Source organism: Sphingomonas sp. UYAg733 (assembly GCF_054057355.1).
Window position 1 is genome coordinate 28,481 of the sequence record NZ_JBSRZE010000010.1, and the last position, 15,333, is coordinate 43,813.

Annotated in this window: 17 protein-coding genes; 12 read left to right on the top strand and 5 right to left on the bottom strand. The window is 64.1% G+C overall.

What is annotated here, in order from left to right; genetic code table 11:
* Positions 1-128 precede the first annotated feature (128 nt).
* From ACVWZA_RS15755 to phbB, 5 genes are all read left to right on the top strand, one after another.
* Positions 129-506 carry a response regulator transcription factor gene (locus ACVWZA_RS15755; protein WP_457312209.1) on the top strand — a complete coding sequence of 126 codons (378 nt, stop codon included), beginning with the start codon at positions 129-131 and terminating at the stop codon, positions 504-506.
* 73 nt (positions 507-579) lie between these two features.
* A complete protein-coding gene (locus tag ACVWZA_RS15760) occupies positions 580-999 on the top strand; it encodes a response regulator transcription factor (protein WP_457312210.1) in 420 nt (139 codons plus the stop codon).
* Positions 1,000-1,833: 834 nt separating this feature from the next.
* Complete coding sequence (locus ACVWZA_RS15765; protein WP_457312211.1) at positions 1,834-4,086, top strand: molybdopterin cofactor-binding domain-containing protein; 2,253 nt, start codon at positions 1,834-1,836, stop codon at positions 4,084-4,086.
* Complete coding sequence (hemH, locus tag ACVWZA_RS15770; RefSeq protein WP_457312212.1) at positions 4,083-5,090, top strand: ferrochelatase; 1,008 nt, start codon at positions 4,083-4,085, stop codon at positions 5,088-5,090. The genes ACVWZA_RS15765 and hemH overlap by 4 nt, the downstream gene beginning before the upstream one ends.
* A 36-nt stretch (positions 5,091-5,126) precedes the next feature.
* Entirely contained in the window at positions 5,127-5,849 is a 723-nt protein-coding gene (gene phbB, locus ACVWZA_RS15775; RefSeq protein ID WP_457312213.1) for an acetoacetyl-CoA reductase, read from the top strand.
* Positions 5,850-6,062: 213 nt separating this feature from the next.
* On the opposite strand, the gene ACVWZA_RS15780 is transcribed toward phbB, so the two are convergent.
* Positions 6,063-6,464, bottom strand: a complete 402-nt coding sequence (locus ACVWZA_RS15780) for a glycine zipper 2TM domain-containing protein (RefSeq protein WP_457312214.1) — start codon at positions 6,462-6,464, stop codon at positions 6,063-6,065.
* Between the two features lie 185 nt (positions 6,465-6,649).
* On the opposite strand from ACVWZA_RS15780, the gene ACVWZA_RS15785 reads away from it, so the two are divergent.
* The gene (locus ACVWZA_RS15785; RefSeq protein WP_457312215.1) at positions 6,650-7,630 is read left to right on the top strand and encodes an esterase-like activity of phytase family protein; all 981 of its coding nucleotides are present in this window, start codon (positions 6,650-6,652) and stop codon (positions 7,628-7,630) included.
* A 20-nt stretch (positions 7,631-7,650) separates the two neighbouring features.
* Here ACVWZA_RS15785 and rpmB read toward each other — a convergent pair whose 3' ends face one another.
* Positions 7,651-7,947 carry a 50S ribosomal protein L28 gene (rpmB, locus tag ACVWZA_RS15790; protein ID WP_183109906.1) on the bottom strand — a complete coding sequence of 99 codons (297 nt, stop codon included), beginning with the start codon at positions 7,945-7,947 and terminating at the stop codon, positions 7,651-7,653.
* A gap of 173 nt (positions 7,948-8,120) precedes the next feature.
* Here rpmB and ACVWZA_RS15795 point away from each other — a divergent pair, with 173 nt between their 5' ends.
* Together ACVWZA_RS15795 and ACVWZA_RS15800 are read left to right on the top strand one after the other, a co-directional pair.
* Complete coding sequence (locus tag ACVWZA_RS15795) at positions 8,121-8,402, top strand: hypothetical protein (protein ID WP_457312216.1); 282 nt, start codon at positions 8,121-8,123, stop codon at positions 8,400-8,402.
* Between the two features lie 69 nt (positions 8,403-8,471).
* Entirely contained in the window at positions 8,472-8,921 is a 450-nt protein-coding gene (locus tag ACVWZA_RS15800) for a nucleoside deaminase (protein WP_457312217.1), read from the top strand.
* 128 nt (positions 8,922-9,049) lie between these two features.
* On the opposite strand, the gene ACVWZA_RS15805 is transcribed toward ACVWZA_RS15800, so the two are convergent.
* Positions 9,050-9,724, bottom strand: a complete 675-nt coding sequence (locus ACVWZA_RS15805; RefSeq protein WP_457312219.1) for an OmpA family protein — start codon at positions 9,722-9,724, stop codon at positions 9,050-9,052.
* Positions 9,725-9,873: 149 nt separating this feature from the next.
* On the opposite strand from ACVWZA_RS15805, the gene ACVWZA_RS15810 reads away from it, so the two are divergent.
* Both ACVWZA_RS15810 and ACVWZA_RS15815 read left to right on the top strand, forming a co-directional pair.
* A complete protein-coding gene (locus tag ACVWZA_RS15810) occupies positions 9,874-11,187 on the top strand; it encodes a hemolysin family protein (RefSeq protein ID WP_457312220.1) in 1,314 nt (437 codons plus the stop codon).
* Position 11,188: 1 nt separating this feature from the next.
* Positions 11,189-11,683 (top strand): STM3941 family protein, encoded by a 495-nt coding sequence (locus tag ACVWZA_RS15815; RefSeq protein ID WP_457312221.1) that lies wholly within the window; start codon positions 11,189-11,191, stop codon positions 11,681-11,683.
* A 2-nt stretch (positions 11,684-11,685) separates the two neighbouring features.
* On the opposite strand, the gene ACVWZA_RS15820 is transcribed toward ACVWZA_RS15815, so the two are convergent.
* Both ACVWZA_RS15820 and purD read right to left on the bottom strand, forming a co-directional pair.
* Positions 11,686-12,315 (bottom strand): helix-hairpin-helix domain-containing protein, encoded by a 630-nt coding sequence (locus ACVWZA_RS15820; protein WP_457312222.1) that lies wholly within the window; start codon positions 12,313-12,315, stop codon positions 11,686-11,688.
* A 127-nt stretch (positions 12,316-12,442) separates the two neighbouring features.
* The gene (purD, locus tag ACVWZA_RS15825; RefSeq protein WP_457312223.1) at positions 12,443-13,708 is read right to left on the bottom strand and encodes a phosphoribosylamine--glycine ligase; all 1,266 of its coding nucleotides are present in this window, start codon (positions 13,706-13,708) and stop codon (positions 12,443-12,445) included.
* Here purD and xseA point away from each other — a divergent pair.
* The gene (xseA, locus tag ACVWZA_RS15830) at positions 13,707-15,110 is read left to right on the top strand and encodes an exodeoxyribonuclease VII large subunit (protein WP_457312224.1); all 1,404 of its coding nucleotides are present in this window, start codon (positions 13,707-13,709) and stop codon (positions 15,108-15,110) included. The two genes, purD and xseA, sit on opposite strands and share 2 nt — an antisense overlap.
* 14 nt (positions 15,111-15,124) lie before the next feature.
* Positions 15,125-15,328 (top strand): DUF2093 domain-containing protein, encoded by a 204-nt coding sequence (locus tag ACVWZA_RS15835; protein ID WP_457312225.1) that lies wholly within the window; start codon positions 15,125-15,127, stop codon positions 15,326-15,328.
* The last annotated feature ends 5 nt before the right edge of the window (positions 15,329-15,333 follow it).

The window sequence follows — 15,333 nt, forward strand, 5'->3', positions numbered from 1 at the left end:
CGAAACGCGAACTAGACCAATGAAACTCTCCGTTCGTCGAATGAGCGTGGCGCGCTTCTCTTTCACCATCATGAAAGAGCGTCAGGAGCATTGTTCGATAAAGGAGGAGTGAGATGGCTCATATAATAATGGCGGACGACGACGAGATCGTTGGCGAGATTGCGCGCGATGCGCTTGGCGCGGCAGGTCATTCCGTCGGCCTCCTTGCGGACGGTACGGACATGATGAAGGCTATTCGAGCCAAGAATCCTGATCTGGTGATCCTGGACTGTAATATGCCGGAAAAGAACGGAATAATTGTTCTTCGTGAAATGCGTAATTCTCTGGAATTTTACGACACTCCAGTTTTGATTCTGACCGGCAGGCGGGGCGAGCGCGATGTCGAGCTTGCGATGTATGAAGGCGCGAATGATTATATAAAGAAACCGTTTGATCCCGATGAGCTGGTTTTTCGCGTAAATGAATTGCTGGAAAAAGCGACGCGCGATCGCGGATCGGCGTCCTAAACGTTTAAATTCGGGGCAATGGAAAAAGCCCAATAGAGCGAGTAACGTATGATTATCTCTTACTGGCAGAGTCATGCAAAAGCCTGATCCTTTATCCAAACGACCTATTAGAATAATCTATGTTGAAGACGATGATCTGATGGGAGATATCGTCAAGGACCTCCTGACCAAAGCCGGTTACCTGGTTGGAGTCATTGGGCATGGCACACTCGCCTACGAGACGATCGCGTTCAAGAAGCCGGATTTGGTAATCCTCGATCGCGCCTTGCCAGGTATGCAAGGTATTGAGATCTTGCAGCAGCTTCGGATGAAGCCGGAGACTTACCTTATGCCGGTGCTGATGCTGACTGGGGCAGGCGGCGGGGCGAAGATCGATGAAGGACTTGGTGCCGGCGCTGACGGGTATCTCGTCAAGCCTTTCGTTCCGGCGGTTCTCGTCGAGAAGGTGGCGAATATCCTCGACCGTAGCCTGTTCAACCGATCAGCGCGCTAATGACCTCCGTGTGCCGCCCGGAGATCGCTTTTTAGAGCCCGATAGATGGCGTTGAGTTGGATGACTTTACAGACACCCAAGCCATCTAAGGTAACAAACCGGTCGGTTCTGACACCAGCATCCGACCCATGCTTTCCGGAGCTTGGCGGGCGTCAAAAGCCCGTTTCACAATGTTCGCTTCCAGGATCGGCAAATGCTCTCGGCTACGGCCGACTATGGGTGCCAGCCGGCCGTTCACTTAATAAGCCTGCGGTCTTTGCTCCGCAGCCTGGAGAATAATGCAGGTTGAAGCGCTTTGGCTACCGCGTGGTCGGCTCGATTCAGTTCGTGCGTCAGCGTCGTCATGCCTGCTCTGCAGTGCGCGCTGTCAGTGTCACATGTGCAAATTCATTCGATGAACCGTTTTAATTGGGCACGCCCGGGATCGAGCAGAAAATGTTGAATCGACAGATCGGAATCGAACACCATGACCGGGGCCCAGGCCCGTCCAGATTTTCCCGTAAGCGTCCCGCGAAATTCCCGTTACGCGGGGCAGTTTTTCCCGCAGGTTTTCCCGCAGGTTTTCCCGTAAATTCCCGCAGGGCGCTCGAAAAAGCTTGTTCCCGCAAAACTTCCCGCAGCTGCGCGAATTTGGACGGTGGCGGGGCGGGTTGTGCCGGGTCGTCAAAGCCAGACAATTGTGCCGATTCAACCCGTATGTCCAACCGCCACATCACCCCCAACCGGCCCCTCGCCCAGCCCCGTTCCGCTTTCGATCGCCCCTTTCCCGCCCGCACGAATCGCCGAGCCTCACCATGTCTTTCCACACCTCGTTCACCACGATAGAGCGGGCCGATGGCGCAGCGTGACACTCCGGGAAGGATCGACCGACGCACGCTGCTGATCGGTGGTGGGGCCGGTGTCGGGCTGATCGTCGCCTGGGCCGTGTGGCCGCGCAGCTATGCGCCCAATTTGACCCCGGCCAAGGGCGAAACCGTGTTCGGCGCCTGGCTCAAGATCGGGGTCGATGGCCATGTCACCGTCGCAGTGCCGCAGACCGAACATGGCCAGGGCGTCTATACCACCTTGCCGCAGATCGTCGCCGATGAGCTTGGCGCGGATTGGCGCACCGTCTCGGTCCAGCCGGCGCCGCTTAGCCCGCTTTACGCCAATGCGCTTGCCGCGGGCGAGCTGTTCGGCGGTGCATTCGGCGCGCTGCCGGAAACGTTGCGCGCGACGCATGTGCAGCGCAGCGCGCTGGTGTTGACCGGCGGGTCGAGTTCGGTGCGCGCGTTCGAGGGCGAATTGCGTGCGGCGGGCGCGGCGGCGCGGATCATGCTGTCGAAGGAAGCGGCGCAGCGCTGGGGCGTCGACTGGCAATCGACCGGTACGGCGGCGGGCTTCGTCGTCCATGGCACGAGGAAATTGCGCTTCGCCGAATTGGCGGCCGACGCGATCGGCCATAAGGTGCCGAGCCCGATTCCCTTGCGCGGCGGCGACACCAACCGGCTTTATGGCCAGTCGCTACCCCGGCTCGATGTGCCCGCCAAGGTCGATGGGTCGGCCAATTTTGCCGGCGATGTGCGCTTGCCCGACATGGTCTATGCGGCGATCCGTCAGGGGCCGGTCGGCGATTCGAAACTGATCCGAGTCGATCGCGCGGCGGCCGACGAGATTCGTGGCGTGCTTTCGGTCGTGACCAATGACCGCTGGGTCGCGGCGGTCGCCAATAACTGGTGGGCGGCAAACAAGGCGCTCGACGCGCTCAGCCCGCGTTTCGAGACCAAGGGCGCGATCGTCAGCAGCGCGACGATCGATGCGGCGCTGGACGTCGCGCTCGACGGGCCCGGCATGCGCATGGCCGCGCTCGGCGATCTCGGGCCGGTGTTCAAGGGCGCGAACGTGGTGACCGCGCAGTATCGCGCCGGGCTTGCTGTCCATGCCGCGATCGAGACGATGACCGCGACCGCGCAGTATAAGGACGGCCTGCTCGAACTATGGCTGCCGACCCAGGCGCCGGGGCTCGCACGCGGCGCGGCGGCGGCGGTGCTGGGCATTCCCGAAAATCAGGTGGTCGTCCATCCGATGCTGGTCGGCGGATCGTTCGGCGCCAATCTCGAACATCAGGTTGCCGAACAGGCGGCGTTGCTTGCCGAACGGCTCAAACGCCCGGTCCAACTCGTCTGGTCGCGTAGCGAGGATATGCTGCACGATCGCTACCGCCCGCCCGCCTCAGCGCGGATGAGCGCCCGGCTTGGGCCCAATGGACAGATTCTCGGCTGGCTGGCGAAGATCGCCGCGCCCTCGACCGGGCGCGAGATCGCCGGGCGGCTGCTGTCGGGCGATACTACCGCGCGTGCGTTGCTCGCGACGAGCCGTGCCAATGGGAACTGGGGCGATGCCTATGCGGTGGCCGGGGCCAAGCCATTCTATCGCGTGCCCGCTTATGCGGTCGATCATCATCCGGCCGAGATCGGCGTGCCGACCGGGCATTGGCGTTCGGGCGCGCACAGCTACACCGCCTTTTTTACTGAATGCTTTCTCGACGAACTCGCGCATGTCGGCGGGAATGAGCCGCTGTCGTTCCGCATCGGCATGCTTGGCGGCGATGCGCGACTTGCGCGTTGCCTGTCGACCGTGGCGGCACTGGGCGGCTGGGAAGGCGGCGTCGCCGGCAGTGGCCAGGGTATCGCCTGCCACTCTTTCCGGGGATCCTATATCGCCGTGCTGGCCGAGGCCCATATCGGCGACGATCAGCGCACGGTGGTCGATCGGCTGGTCGCGGCGGTCGATTGTGGGCGCCAGGTCAATCCCGACGTGGTGATGCAGGCGATCGAAAGCGGGCTGATCTTCGGCATGGCTGCGGCGCTTGGCGGCGCGACCGGCTTTACCGAAAATCTCGCCGATGCGCGCGGTTTCGGCGACCTTGCCTTGCCGCGCCTCGCCGACACGCCGGACATCACGGTCGAGCTGATCCGTAGTGAGGCCGATCCCGGCGGGGTGAGCGAGCTCGCCGTGCCGCCGGTCGCCCCGGCGATCGCCAACGCGCTGCAGGCTGCGACCGGGTTCCGCATGCGTACCCTGCCGCTAAGACCTGGAGACGCGTGATCCTTCCTGCCGATCATCCACCTGTTGTGCCGCGGAAAATCGGCATCCTGCTGACCAATCTCGGCACGCCCGACGGGCCCGACGCGAAATCGGTGAAACGCTATCTGGCTGAATTCCTTTCCGACCGGCGCGTGGTGGAGATTCCGCCGATCGCCTGGCAGCCGATCCTGCGCGGCATCATCCTCAACACGCGGCCGAAGAAATCCGCGCATGCCTATAGCCTGGTGTGGCGCGAGGACGGCTCACCGCTCGCTGCGATCACCCGATTGCAAAGCGCTGCGCTGCAGGGCGTATTCGGGCCCGACGTGATGGTCGATTGGGCGATGCGCTACGGCAATCCGTCGATCCCCGACCGGCTCGCGGCGCTGAAACGGGCCGGGTGCGACCGCATTCTGATCGCGCCGCTCTATCCGCAATATTGCGCCGCGACGACTGCGACCGCCAACGACAAGGCATTCGCCGCGCTCGGGGCAATGCGCTGGCAACCGGCGATTCGCACATTGCCGCCCTATCATGACGACCCCGCCTATATCGATGCGCTGAAGCAATCGGTCGAGGCGTCGCTTGCGCGTCTCGATTTCCAACCTGAGGCGATCGTTGCCAGCTTTCACGGTATGCCGGAGCGCACGCTGGAACTCGGCGATCCCTATCATTGCCACTGCCAGAAGACCGCACGCCTGCTCGGCGAAGCGCTCGGCCGCGATCTGGTGATTGCGTTCCAGTCGCGCTTCGGTCGCGCGAAATGGCTCACGCCGGCAACCGACATAACGCTCGCGTCGCTGCCGGGTCGGGGTGTGAAGAGGGTCGCGATTGTCGCGCCGGGTTTCTCCGCCGATTGCCTCGAAACGCTTGAGGAGCTGGCGATCCGCGGCCGCGAAAGCTTCGAACAAGCCGGCGGCACGCATTTCGCGTATCTGCCATGCCTCAACGAAAGCCCGATTGGCATTGAAATGCTCCAGACTCTGCTCGCACGAGAGCTTGAAGGCTGGAACGTCACCGCCTAGCGTTCGCTTCAATGACAAAATTCTAGGAGAGAGTGTATGGCACGCGTCGCGATCGTTACCGGAGGCACGCGCGGGATCGGTGAGGCGATCAGCCTTGCGCTGAGTGAGATGGGCGTGACCGTCGCCGCCAGTTATGCGGGCAATGACGAACGCGCACGAGAGTTCAGCCAACGCACCGGCATCAAGGCCTATAAATGGGACGTGGGCGATTATGACGCGACCCAGGCGGGGTGTGCGCAGGTCGCCGAAGAGCTCGGCGCGGTGGACATTGTCGTCAACAATGCCGGCATCACCCGCGACGGCACGATCCTGAAGATGAGCTATCAGGCGTGGAAAGAGGTGATCGACACCAATCTCGGTGGTTGTTTCAACATGGCCAAGGCGACCTTCGCCGGCATGCGCGATCGCAAATGGGGCCGGATCGTCAATATCGGTTCGATCAACGGCCAGGCCGGGCAATATGGCCAGGTCAATTACGCCGCCGCCAAATCGGGCATCCACGGCTTCACCAAGGCGCTGGCCCAGGAAGGCGCGCGCGCCGGGGTGACGGTCAACGCGATCGCGCCGGGGTATATCGACACCGACATGGTTGCCGCAGTTCCGGCCGATGTGCTGGAAAAGATCGTCGCGAAGATTCCCGTGGGTCGGCTGGGCCAAGCGCATGAGATTGCGCGGGGCGTTGCGTTTCTGTGCTCGGAAGAGGGCGGGTTTGTGACCGGGTCGACGCTGTCGATCAATGGCGGGCAGCATATGTACTGAAGGGCGCAGGCGGCGAAGCTCGCCGCCGGTGCTCGCAAAGCGAGCAGCGCCCGGCACGGCCGGCGGGTGGCATCGCTGAAGCGCCCGCGAGCCGGTTTGGGCGCTGCGCTTTGCGCACCGCGCTCCGCTCAAACGAAGGGCCGGCCCCCTTGCGGGAGCCGGCCCTGGCCCTCGATACGCTACCGGAGGGCCAAGCTTACTACCGGGGAGCTATCAGCGGCAGTAACGGGGGTTATCCGAACGATCGATCGCACGACCGGCAAGGGCGCCGGCACCGGCACCGAGCACGGCGCCAAGAGTGCGGTCACCACGGCGACCGGCGATCTCATGGCCGAGCAAGCCACCGGCGATCGCGCCGATCACCGTGCCGCCGGTACCCTTGTCGCAACGGTTGTCGCGATAGTTGCGGCGGTTGTCGTTGTAATAACGGCGGTCATCGTTGCGATAACGGCGATCGTCGTTGCGATAATTGCGGTTATCATCGCGATAGTCGCGGTTGTCATAACGGTCGCTGTAACCGCCACCATGGCGGTGCGCTGCGGCTGGCGTTGCGGGGATCAGTGCGGCGGTGCCCATGGCGAGGGCTGCGGCGGCGAGCGAAAATTTCTTGAACATGATCGGTCTCCTTCGTCTCGAAACTCGTACAGACGGGATTGCTGGTCGCCGTCGATGCACTTGGTCTAAGAGAGTCGCATTGAGCCGACCCTGAATGCTTCCGTTATCGCCGGTTCATCTCGCCCCCGGTCCATTTTCCGGCAAAGGCCGCTGGTCGGCGCGCCGTTCGCGGTTATGAGGGGCGCGTGCGCATCCTGCTGTCGATCCTGCTCGTCCTGCTGCTGGTACCGTCCTGGAGCGGCCCAAAGCGTCTCGATCTGCTCGGCAGCACCGCGCGGATCGAATCAGCCCGCGTGGCGCTCGATCCCGATGACCCGGCACGCCGCCGCGTCGGCAAGCTGTACTGGCTCGGCGGCGTGCATCTCACCAGTCCGGACCGCACCTTTGGCGGCTTCTCCGCGATGCGGGTCCAGGGTGACCGCTTCACGCTGCTCAGCGATGGCGGCAATATCGTCCGATTCGCGATGGATAGTTATGGCCGCGTCCGCGACCCGCATTTTGCAGAACTATCCGACGGCCCCGGAAGCGGCTGGCAGAAAAACGATCGCGACAGCGAATCGCTGACCGTCGATCCGGCAACGGGCGATATCTGGGTCGGCTTCGAGCGCGCCAACGCGATCTGGCGTTATGATTCGTCGCTGACCAGGGTACGTGGCCATGCCGCGCCGCCGGCGATGTACCACTGGAACGAGAATGGCGGGCCCGAGACCATGGTGCGCACCACGGACGGCGGCATGATCGTCATCGCCGAGACGAGTAACGGGCCAAAGGGCAAAGGCCGGGCGGCGCTCCGATTCGCCGGCGATCCGGTCAGCCATCCGCGTACCGGTTTCCGCTTCGGCTATCTGCCACCTGACGGCTATGATCCGAGCGATGCGACGCTGTTGCCCGATGGCCGGCTGCTGATCCTCAATCGTCGATTCGCGCTGCCGTTCGATTTCTCGGCCAAGCTGACGATCGTCGACCAGCGGCAGATCCGGCCCGGCGCGATCGTGCGCGGGCGCGAGATCGCGACGCTCGCCGCGCCGTTGCTGCACGACAATTATGAGGGGATCGCGGTCACGCGCGAAGGGCGCGACACGATAATCTGGATCGTCTCGGACGATAACCAGTTCGTGCTGGAACGCACGTACCTGCTGAAATTCAAACTGGAACCAGGCGCCTAGGCGCCCGGACCGTCAGCAATTCAGGCGGCGACTGCCGTGGAGAGCTTTTTGCGAACGTCGCGCTTCAGGCGGCGTGCACGCAGCGACAGCTTGTCGTCGGTGGTCTTGACCAGCCAGTTGTCGAGCCCGCCGACATGTTCCACCGAACGCAGACCATGGGTCGAGACGCGCAGCTTCACGCTGGTGCCCAGCGCGTCCGACATAAGTGTCACATTCTGCAGATTCGGCAGAAAGGTGCGCTTGGTCTTGTTGTTGGCGTGGGAAACATTGTTTCCTACCAGCCGGCCCTTGCCGGTCAGCTCGCATATCCGCGACATGATCGTATCCTGAAGGTCGGGGCCATGACGGCCCGGTAATCCCATGAAGGCGGCGCGGATACCCGACACGGGACAGGGCGTCAACCGATTCAGCCTTTTCCCGTGCAACCAACCGCGCTGCTGTGGCGTTTGGTTACGGTAACGATTCGATTTTGTCGATCTGGAGAATGCCCATGCGCGCACTATTGGTTCTAATCGGCCTTGCTGCCCTCGTAGTCGTCGGCCTCATGTCGTTCGGCCTGCTGACCTTCCAGGGAACGGCCGGATCGCTGCCCACGGTCAAGCTTGAGGGCGGTTCCGCGCCGAAGGTCAAGGCCGACATGGCGACGATCTCGGTCGGTACCGAAAACAAGACGATCGAGGTGCCGACCGTCGGCACCACGCAAAAGACCATCGCGGTGCCCACGGTGAAGATGAACACGCCGGCGAGCAACAGCGCAGCGCCTGCTCAATAAGGGCTGCCTGGTCAAAAATGACCGCCGCCCGGGCTGGCTCGGGCGGCAGTGGGCGGGCATAGCGGGGTGATGTTCCCAATGCCTGCCCCGATGCGCGCCGCGCTCGATGCCGCCAATACCGCGGCGGCCGATGGCGAGGTGCCGGTGGGTGCCGTGGTGGTCCGCGACGGTGAGATCATCGCAATCGCAGCCAACGCGCCGCGTAGGCTCCGCGATCCCACCGCTCATGCCGAAATCCTCGCCATTCGCGCCGCGGCCGAGGCGCTCGGCACGGACCGTCTTGAGGAATGCGACCTGTGGGTCACGCTGGAGCCTTGCGCAATGTGCGCCGGCGCCATCGCCCATGCGCGAATCGCCCGGCTCTATTATGGTGCGGAAGACGTGAAGGGCGGCGCGGTCACCCATGGCCCGCGCTTCTTCGCTCAGCCAACCTGCCATCACCGCCCGGAAATCTATGCCGGCATCGGCGAAGAGGAAGCTGCGGCATTGCTCAGGGATTTTTTCGCGGCACGTCGCTAGCCATATCAAACCGTTCGCCCTGAGCCTGTCGAAGGGCTGCTTTCGACAGGCTCACGGCCTTGCTTGGGCAAGGAGGCTTCGACAAGCTCAGCCCGAACGGCTTGTCTGGTTGTTCAATCAGATGCCGGTCAGCGCAGATCGCTTTCCGGAATCGGTACGATCTTGATCTCGACCCGGCGGTTGGCGGCGCGGCCGTCCTCATTGTCGTTCGACGCGATCGGCTGTGATTCGCCAAAGCCGCGCGTCCCGACCCGCGCCGACTGAACCCCACGGCTCGAGAGATAGTCGGCGACCGACACCGCGCGGCGCTCCGACAGGCTCTGGTTATACGCATCGCTGCCGGTCGAATCGGTATGGCCATACACATCGACATAGGTGCGGTTATATTGGCCGAGCACCTGGCCGACCTGATCGAGCGTGCGCCGGAAGGTCGGTGCGACAGCCGCGCTGTCCGTGGCGAAGTTGATCCCCGACGGAATGTTGAGGATAAGATCGTCGCCCTGGCGAATGACCTGGACATCGGTCCCTGCGGTGCGCGCGCGCATCTCGCGTTCCTGTTTGTCCATATAGGCGCCGATGCCCGCGCCGGCGAGGCCGCCGATGCCGGCGCCCACGATCTTCTCGGTCCGGTCGTTGCGTCCGCCGACCAGATCGCCGAGCAGATAGCCACCCAGCGCGCCGCCGATACCACCGATCGCCACCTTCGATACGCGTCGCTCACCGGTCACCGGATCGGTCGTGCAGGCGCTGGTGGCGACCAGCGCGGCGAGGGTTGCACCGAGCAACAGTCTGGATTTGATCATTTAAATTCTCCCTTGGATTCATCGCTATGGAGCGACTCAACGGCCGCGATAACTCGCCTCATCGTGCGATTGTTCCGCATCCGATTTGAATGAAAGATGATCGCGCTGTTGTGAAACAGACAGATTCGCGCCAAAGGGTCAGGAGCGTCATGGCACCGCTTCCCCCCTTTCCCTGGATCGACGTCGCGATCATCTTCGCGCTGGTCGTGCTCAATGGCGTGTTCGCGATGTCCGAACTGGCGATCGTCTCGTCGCGCAAGGCGCGGCTCGAAGCGATGGCACGGACCGGCAAGCGCGGCGCGCGGACCGCGCTTGCGCTCGCCGCCGATCCCGGCAAGATCCTGTCGACCACGCAGATCGGCATCACGCTGATCGGTATCCTGGCCGGCGCATATTCCGGCGCGAGCCTGGGCGGGCCAGTCGCGGCGCGGCTGCACTGGCTTGGTTTCGGGGCGGAGACGACCGAGACGATCGGCTTTGCGCTGGTCATCGGTATCACCACTTATGCCTCGCTGGTGATCGGCGAATTGGTGCCCAAGCAGATCGCCTTGCGCGCGCCTGAGCCGATCGCGGCGCTGATGGCTGGGCCGATCCTTGCGCTGGCCTGGGGCACCGCGCCGGTCGTGTGGCTGCTCGATTCGTCGAGCGCATTACTTTTCCGCTTGATGGGCCTGAAGCGCGAGACCGAGGACCACGTCACCGCCGAGGAGCTTCACCTGATCGTCGCCGAGGCATCGAAGTCCGGCGTGATCGAGGAACATGAACGTTCGATCATCTCGGGCGTGGTGCGGCTTGCCGACCGCCCGGTACGCGAAGTGATGACGCCGCGCACCGATATCGAATGGATCGATGTCGAGCTCGATGCCGAAGGTATTCGTGCCGCGCTGATGATGGCATCGCATAGCCGCTTGCCGGTCGCCGAAGGATCGGTCGATGCGGTGATCGGCGTGGTGCAGGCGCGCGACGTGGCGATCGCGCTACTCAGCGGTGCGCCGCTCGATCTGCGTGCGCTGATGCGCCAGGCACCGGTCGTGCTCGATCAGCTCGACGCGATGGACGCGCTGATCGCGCTGCGCGAGGCTGAGGTGCCGATGGCGCTGCTGCACGACGAGTACGGCCATTTCGAAGGCATCGTCACGCCCGCCGATTTGCTCGCGGCGATCGCCGGCGAGTTCGTCTCGGACACCAATCCCGACGACAGTCCCTCGGTGGTCGAACGCGATGACGGGTCATTGCTCGTCGCCGGCCAGATGGCCGCCGATGCGTTGGCCGAACGGCTCGGAATCGACCTGCCCGAGGACCGCGATTACGCGACCGTCGCCGGCCTCGCGCTGGCGGTGTTTCGCCATTTGCCGGGTGAGGGCGAAAGCTTTGTCGAACAGGGCTGGAAGTTCGAGGTGGTCGATCTCGACGGCCGGCGGATCGACAAATTGCTCGTCAGCGTGGTGAAGAGGAAGGGCTGAAATGGACGGCGGTTTCGTCGCTCATGTTTCGCGCTGGCGTTCCGGCCTGATGGTGCTGGGCGCGTTAGCCTTCGTCATTGCGGCCGGCGTGATCATTCGAACCGAAGGAGCTACCGACCGGTTGGCGTTCGGGATCGGCTGGTTAGCGGCGTTGTTTTTCGGCGCGTGTGCGCTGGCTGGCGCGCGTCAATTGTTACGCACCGGACCGGTGATGGAGATTGACGCACGGGGCATATTGTGGCGGCGCTGGTCCGACGAACGCATTCCATGGACGGCGATCGTGCGCGCCGAGAGCAAGGCGATGGGACGCCAGCGATTCCTCGCTTTATGGTTGCAGGATCCGGGTCGATACCGATCCGGTCATGTGCTGGGAAAGCTTGCCGGCGCCAACAAGGCGATGGGATTCGGTGATATCGCCCTCAGCGCGTCGGGCATCGATCGCAGCTTCGAGCAACTGGTCGCGGCGTTCGATCGCTACGCGCCGGAGTCGCGCTAAGCCTATCCGCCGAGCTTGCCGAACTCCGCTTCATAGCCGGCGCGATCGCCCACGCTTAACAGCTTCGCCTGCTCCACCCAGCGATCGCGCGCGATGCGGCCCTTGAACGTGCCGAGCTTCGCATCGAGCTCCGCGATCTCCGCCGGGCTCATTACTGCGATCTGATCGACACGGGTGATGCCAAGCTCGGCGAGCTGTGCGGCAAGTTTGGGGCCCAGGCCCTTGAGCTGAGTGATGTTCCCTGCGAGTGATTCACCCACCGGCGTGTTGGCGACGATGTCCGCGGCGAGCGTCGCCGGACTGGCATCGTACGCAGCCGCAGCGGCGATCGGTTCGTTCGCGATCGGCGGCTCTTCGGCGATTGACGGTTCGTCGACCATCATGGGCGGCGTCGCCGCCACAACCGGCGTATCGACAATCGGCGGCGCGGCGGTCACGGGCGGCGCGACGACCGCTGCCGGAGGGGGTGCATCCGGCAGCGCATCGCGCATCGCCTCACGATGTTCGTCGGTGGTCGCTTCGGCCTCCACCCGTTCGCGCTTGCGTTTGACGCCCCACCAGATGCCGAACATCGTGACCGCCGCGAAGATCGCGATGATGATCAGCTCAGCGGCGGTCGGTGTCGTCATCATGTCGGCTGCCCTGTGGTAGCGTGAGTTTGCTGGACTTTCATGGACGGTGCTCCGTTTCGGATCTGCTCGACTCTAACGAACGGCCGGCGACAAAGCACCACCTGTGATCATCGATCCCATCACCAGATCAGCGCGTCTCGCGCTCCACCTCGCGCCAGCCGATGTCGCTGCGATAGAAGCCGGTTGGGAAATCGATCTCGCCGACCGCTTTATAGGCTGCGACCTGCGCCTTGGCTGCGCCCTTGCCGGTCGCGGTCACGGCAAGGACTCGCCCACCGGCGGCGACAAGCGTGCTGCCCTCCGCCCGCGTCCCGGCCTGAAACACGCGCGCACCGGTCGCTTCGGCCGCTGCGATCCCGGTGATCGCGCCACCGGTCTCGGGCGCGCCGGGATAACCGTTCGCCGCCATCACCACAGTCAGCGCGGTCTCAGTCGAGAAGCGCACCGCGTCACGCCCGGCGAGCTCGCCCTTGGCGGTCGCGAGCATCAGATCGAGCAGGTCGTCCTGCAGCCGCATCATCAGCACCTGGCATTCGGGATCGCCGAAGCGCGCATTATATTCGATCAGCTTGGGTCCATCGGCGGTCAGCATCAGCCCCGCGAACAACACGCCGGAAAACGGCGCGCCCATCGCCGCCAATGCGGCAACCGTCGGCGCGACGATCTCGTCGATCGCCCGCTGTTCCAGTGCCGGGGTCAGTATCGGTGCGGGGCTGTACGCGCCCATGCCGCCGGTATTGGACCCGGTATCACCGTCGCCGACGCGCTTGTGGTCCTGCGCGGACCCGAAGGTGAGGATATTGGCACCGTCGCTCAACACGAACAGGCTGACTTCTTCGCCTTCCATGAATTCTTCGATCACCGCTTCGGCCCCCGATACGGCGAACAGATCGGCGATCGCGCCTTCCGCTTCTTCACGACTCATCGCCACGGTCACGCCCTTGCCGGCGGCCAGGCCATCGGCCTTGATCACGACGGGGATGGTGAAATCGTCGAGCGTGGCCAACGCACCGTCGCGCGAGGTGACCTTGGCATAAGCGGCGGTCGGGATGTTCGCGCGTGCGCACAGATCCTTGGTGAAGCCCTTCGACCCCTCAAGCCGCGCTGCCGCCTTGTCGGGCCCGAACACCGGTAAGCCCATGGTGCGGATATTGTCGGCGAGCCCGTCGACCAGCGGCGCTTCGGGGCCGATCACGACGAAGCCGATCGAATGGCGAATGCAGAAATCGATCACCGCGCGGTGGTCCGCCGGGTCGAGCGCGACCAGTTCGGCGTACTCGGCGATTCCCGGATTTCCAGGCGCGGCATAGAGTTTCGTGAGCGTCGGCGATTGCGCGAGTCGCCATGCCAGCGCATGTTCGCGGCCACCCGACCCAATCAACAGGACATTCATGGCCGACCCCTTTTCCGACATACCCCAAACGGACATGGGCCGGCTCGTAGCCGAGGAGATCGCGGGCGACAACGCCGCGCCGGTCAGCGTCGGCGAACTCGCGCTCAAGCTGAAGCGCGTGGTCGAGGGCGAGTTCGGCCATGTCCGGCTGCGCGGCGAGATTTCCGGATACAAGCGCGTCGCCTCGGGCCATGCCTATCTCAGCCTGAAGGACGATAGCGCGGTGATCGACGGCGTGATCTGGAAGGGGCAGGTGTCGGCCCTCGCTTTCCAGCCGCAGGACGGGATCGAGGTGATCGTCACCGGCAAGGTGACAACCTATCCTGGGCGCTCGAAATACCAGATCATCATCGAGCGGATGGAGTTGGCCGGCGAAGGCGCGCTGATGGCGCTGCTCGAAAAGCTCAAGGCAAAGCTGGCGGGCGAGGGCCTGTTCGACAATGTGACGAAAAAGCCGCTGCCGTTCCTGCCGCGCGTGATCGGCGTGGTCACGTCGCCGACCGGCGCGGTGATCCGCGATATCATTCATCGGCTCGAGGATCGCTGCCCGACGCATGTCATTGTCTGGCCGGTCAAGGTGCAGGGTGACGGTGCGGCAGCGGAGGTCGCCGCCGCGGTGCGGGGTTTCGACGCGATCGTGCCGGGGGGAACGGTGCCGCGTCCCGATCTCGTCATCGTCGCGCGCGGTGGCGGGTCGGTCGAGGATCTGTGGGCGTTCAACGAGGAGGTCGTGGTGCGCGCAATCGCCGCCTGCTCGATTCCGATCATCTCGGCGGTCGGCCATGAAACCGACACGACGCTGGCCGATTTCGCTGCCGACCTGCGTGCGCCGACGCCGACCGCGGCGGCGGAAATGGCGGTGCCGGTGCTCGCCGATCTGCGGCTGGCGCTCGATGGCTATGGCCAGCGCAGCGAACGCTGCGCGCGGCGTTATCATGAGCGCGGCCGCGAACGGCTCGATGCACTGGTCCGCGTTTTGCCGAAACGCGACACGTTGCTCGGTCCGCAGCGTCAAAAGGCCGACGATATCGGCGCGCGGCTCGATCGCGGGCTCGAACGGCGCGTGACCTTGGCCCGCGGCGCGCTCGACCGATCGGGCGGCGCATTGCGGCTGTCGGTGCTCGAGCGTCAGCTGGCCGGCGCGCGCGACCGGCTCGACCGGACGTGGCGGCTGGTCGAATCACTCAACCCCGACCGGCTGCTCGACCGCGGTTATGTGCGTGTCTCGGCCAGACTGTCGGGTGCGGTGATCTCCACGGCGGCAGCGGCACGAGCGGCAGGGGCCGTCACGCTCCATTTCCGGGACGGAGAGGTCGAGGCGCGGGTTGAGCGCGGCGGCGGCACGACATATGACAGGGGGGCACGTGAAAAGAGCAAGCCCGACCAACCGAAACTATTGTAACCGGATGATACGCCATGTTGATGTCGAACAGTGACCGCCCCGCGCGCCTTCATTATATGGCGAACGGCTTTCGCGTGCTGACGACCGGCGATCATGTCGTCTGCGCAGTGTCCGGCGCGCGCATCCCGCTCGAGGATTTGCGCTATTGGAGCGTCGCCGCGCAGGAAGCCTATGCCAGCGCGGAGATTGCGACCGAAGCGATGAGCCCGCCCAGATGAAGCGC

Coding starts and splice junctions, on each gene's coding strand:
- ACVWZA_RS15755 (WP_457312209.1), top strand. CDS start 129: ATGGCGGACGACGACGAGATCGTTGGCGAGATTGCGCGCGATGCGCTT.
- ACVWZA_RS15760 (WP_457312210.1), top strand. CDS start 580: ATGCAAAAGCCTGATCCTTTATCCAAACGACCTATTAGAATAATCTAT.
- ACVWZA_RS15765 (WP_457312211.1), top strand. CDS start 1,834: ATGGCGCAGCGTGACACTCCGGGAAGGATCGACCGACGCACGCTGCTG.
- phbB (WP_457312213.1), top strand. CDS start 5,127: ATGGCACGCGTCGCGATCGTTACCGGAGGCACGCGCGGGATCGGTGAG.
- ACVWZA_RS15780 (WP_457312214.1), bottom strand. CDS start 6,464: ATGTTCAAGAAATTTTCGCTCGCCGCCGCAGCCCTCGCCATGGGCACC.
- rpmB (WP_183109906.1), bottom strand. CDS start 7,947: ATGTCGCGGATATGCGAGCTGACCGGCAAGGGCCGGCTGGTAGGAAAC.
- ACVWZA_RS15795 (WP_457312216.1), top strand. CDS start 8,121: ATGCGCGCACTATTGGTTCTAATCGGCCTTGCTGCCCTCGTAGTCGTC.
- ACVWZA_RS15800 (WP_457312217.1), top strand. CDS start 8,472: ATGTTCCCAATGCCTGCCCCGATGCGCGCCGCGCTCGATGCCGCCAAT.
- ACVWZA_RS15805 (WP_457312219.1), bottom strand. CDS start 9,724: ATGATCAAATCCAGACTGTTGCTCGGTGCAACCCTCGCCGCGCTGGTC.
- ACVWZA_RS15810 (WP_457312220.1), top strand. CDS start 9,874: ATGGCACCGCTTCCCCCCTTTCCCTGGATCGACGTCGCGATCATCTTC.
- ACVWZA_RS15815 (WP_457312221.1), top strand. CDS start 11,189: ATGGACGGCGGTTTCGTCGCTCATGTTTCGCGCTGGCGTTCCGGCCTG.
- ACVWZA_RS15820 (WP_457312222.1), bottom strand. CDS start 12,315: ATGATGACGACACCGACCGCCGCTGAGCTGATCATCATCGCGATCTTC.
- xseA (WP_457312224.1), top strand. CDS start 13,707: ATGGCCGACCCCTTTTCCGACATACCCCAAACGGACATGGGCCGGCTC.
- purD (WP_457312223.1), bottom strand. CDS start 13,708: ATGAATGTCCTGTTGATTGGGTCGGGTGGCCGCGAACATGCGCTGGCA.
- ACVWZA_RS15835 (WP_457312225.1), top strand. CDS start 15,125: ATGTTGATGTCGAACAGTGACCGCCCCGCGCGCCTTCATTATATGGCG.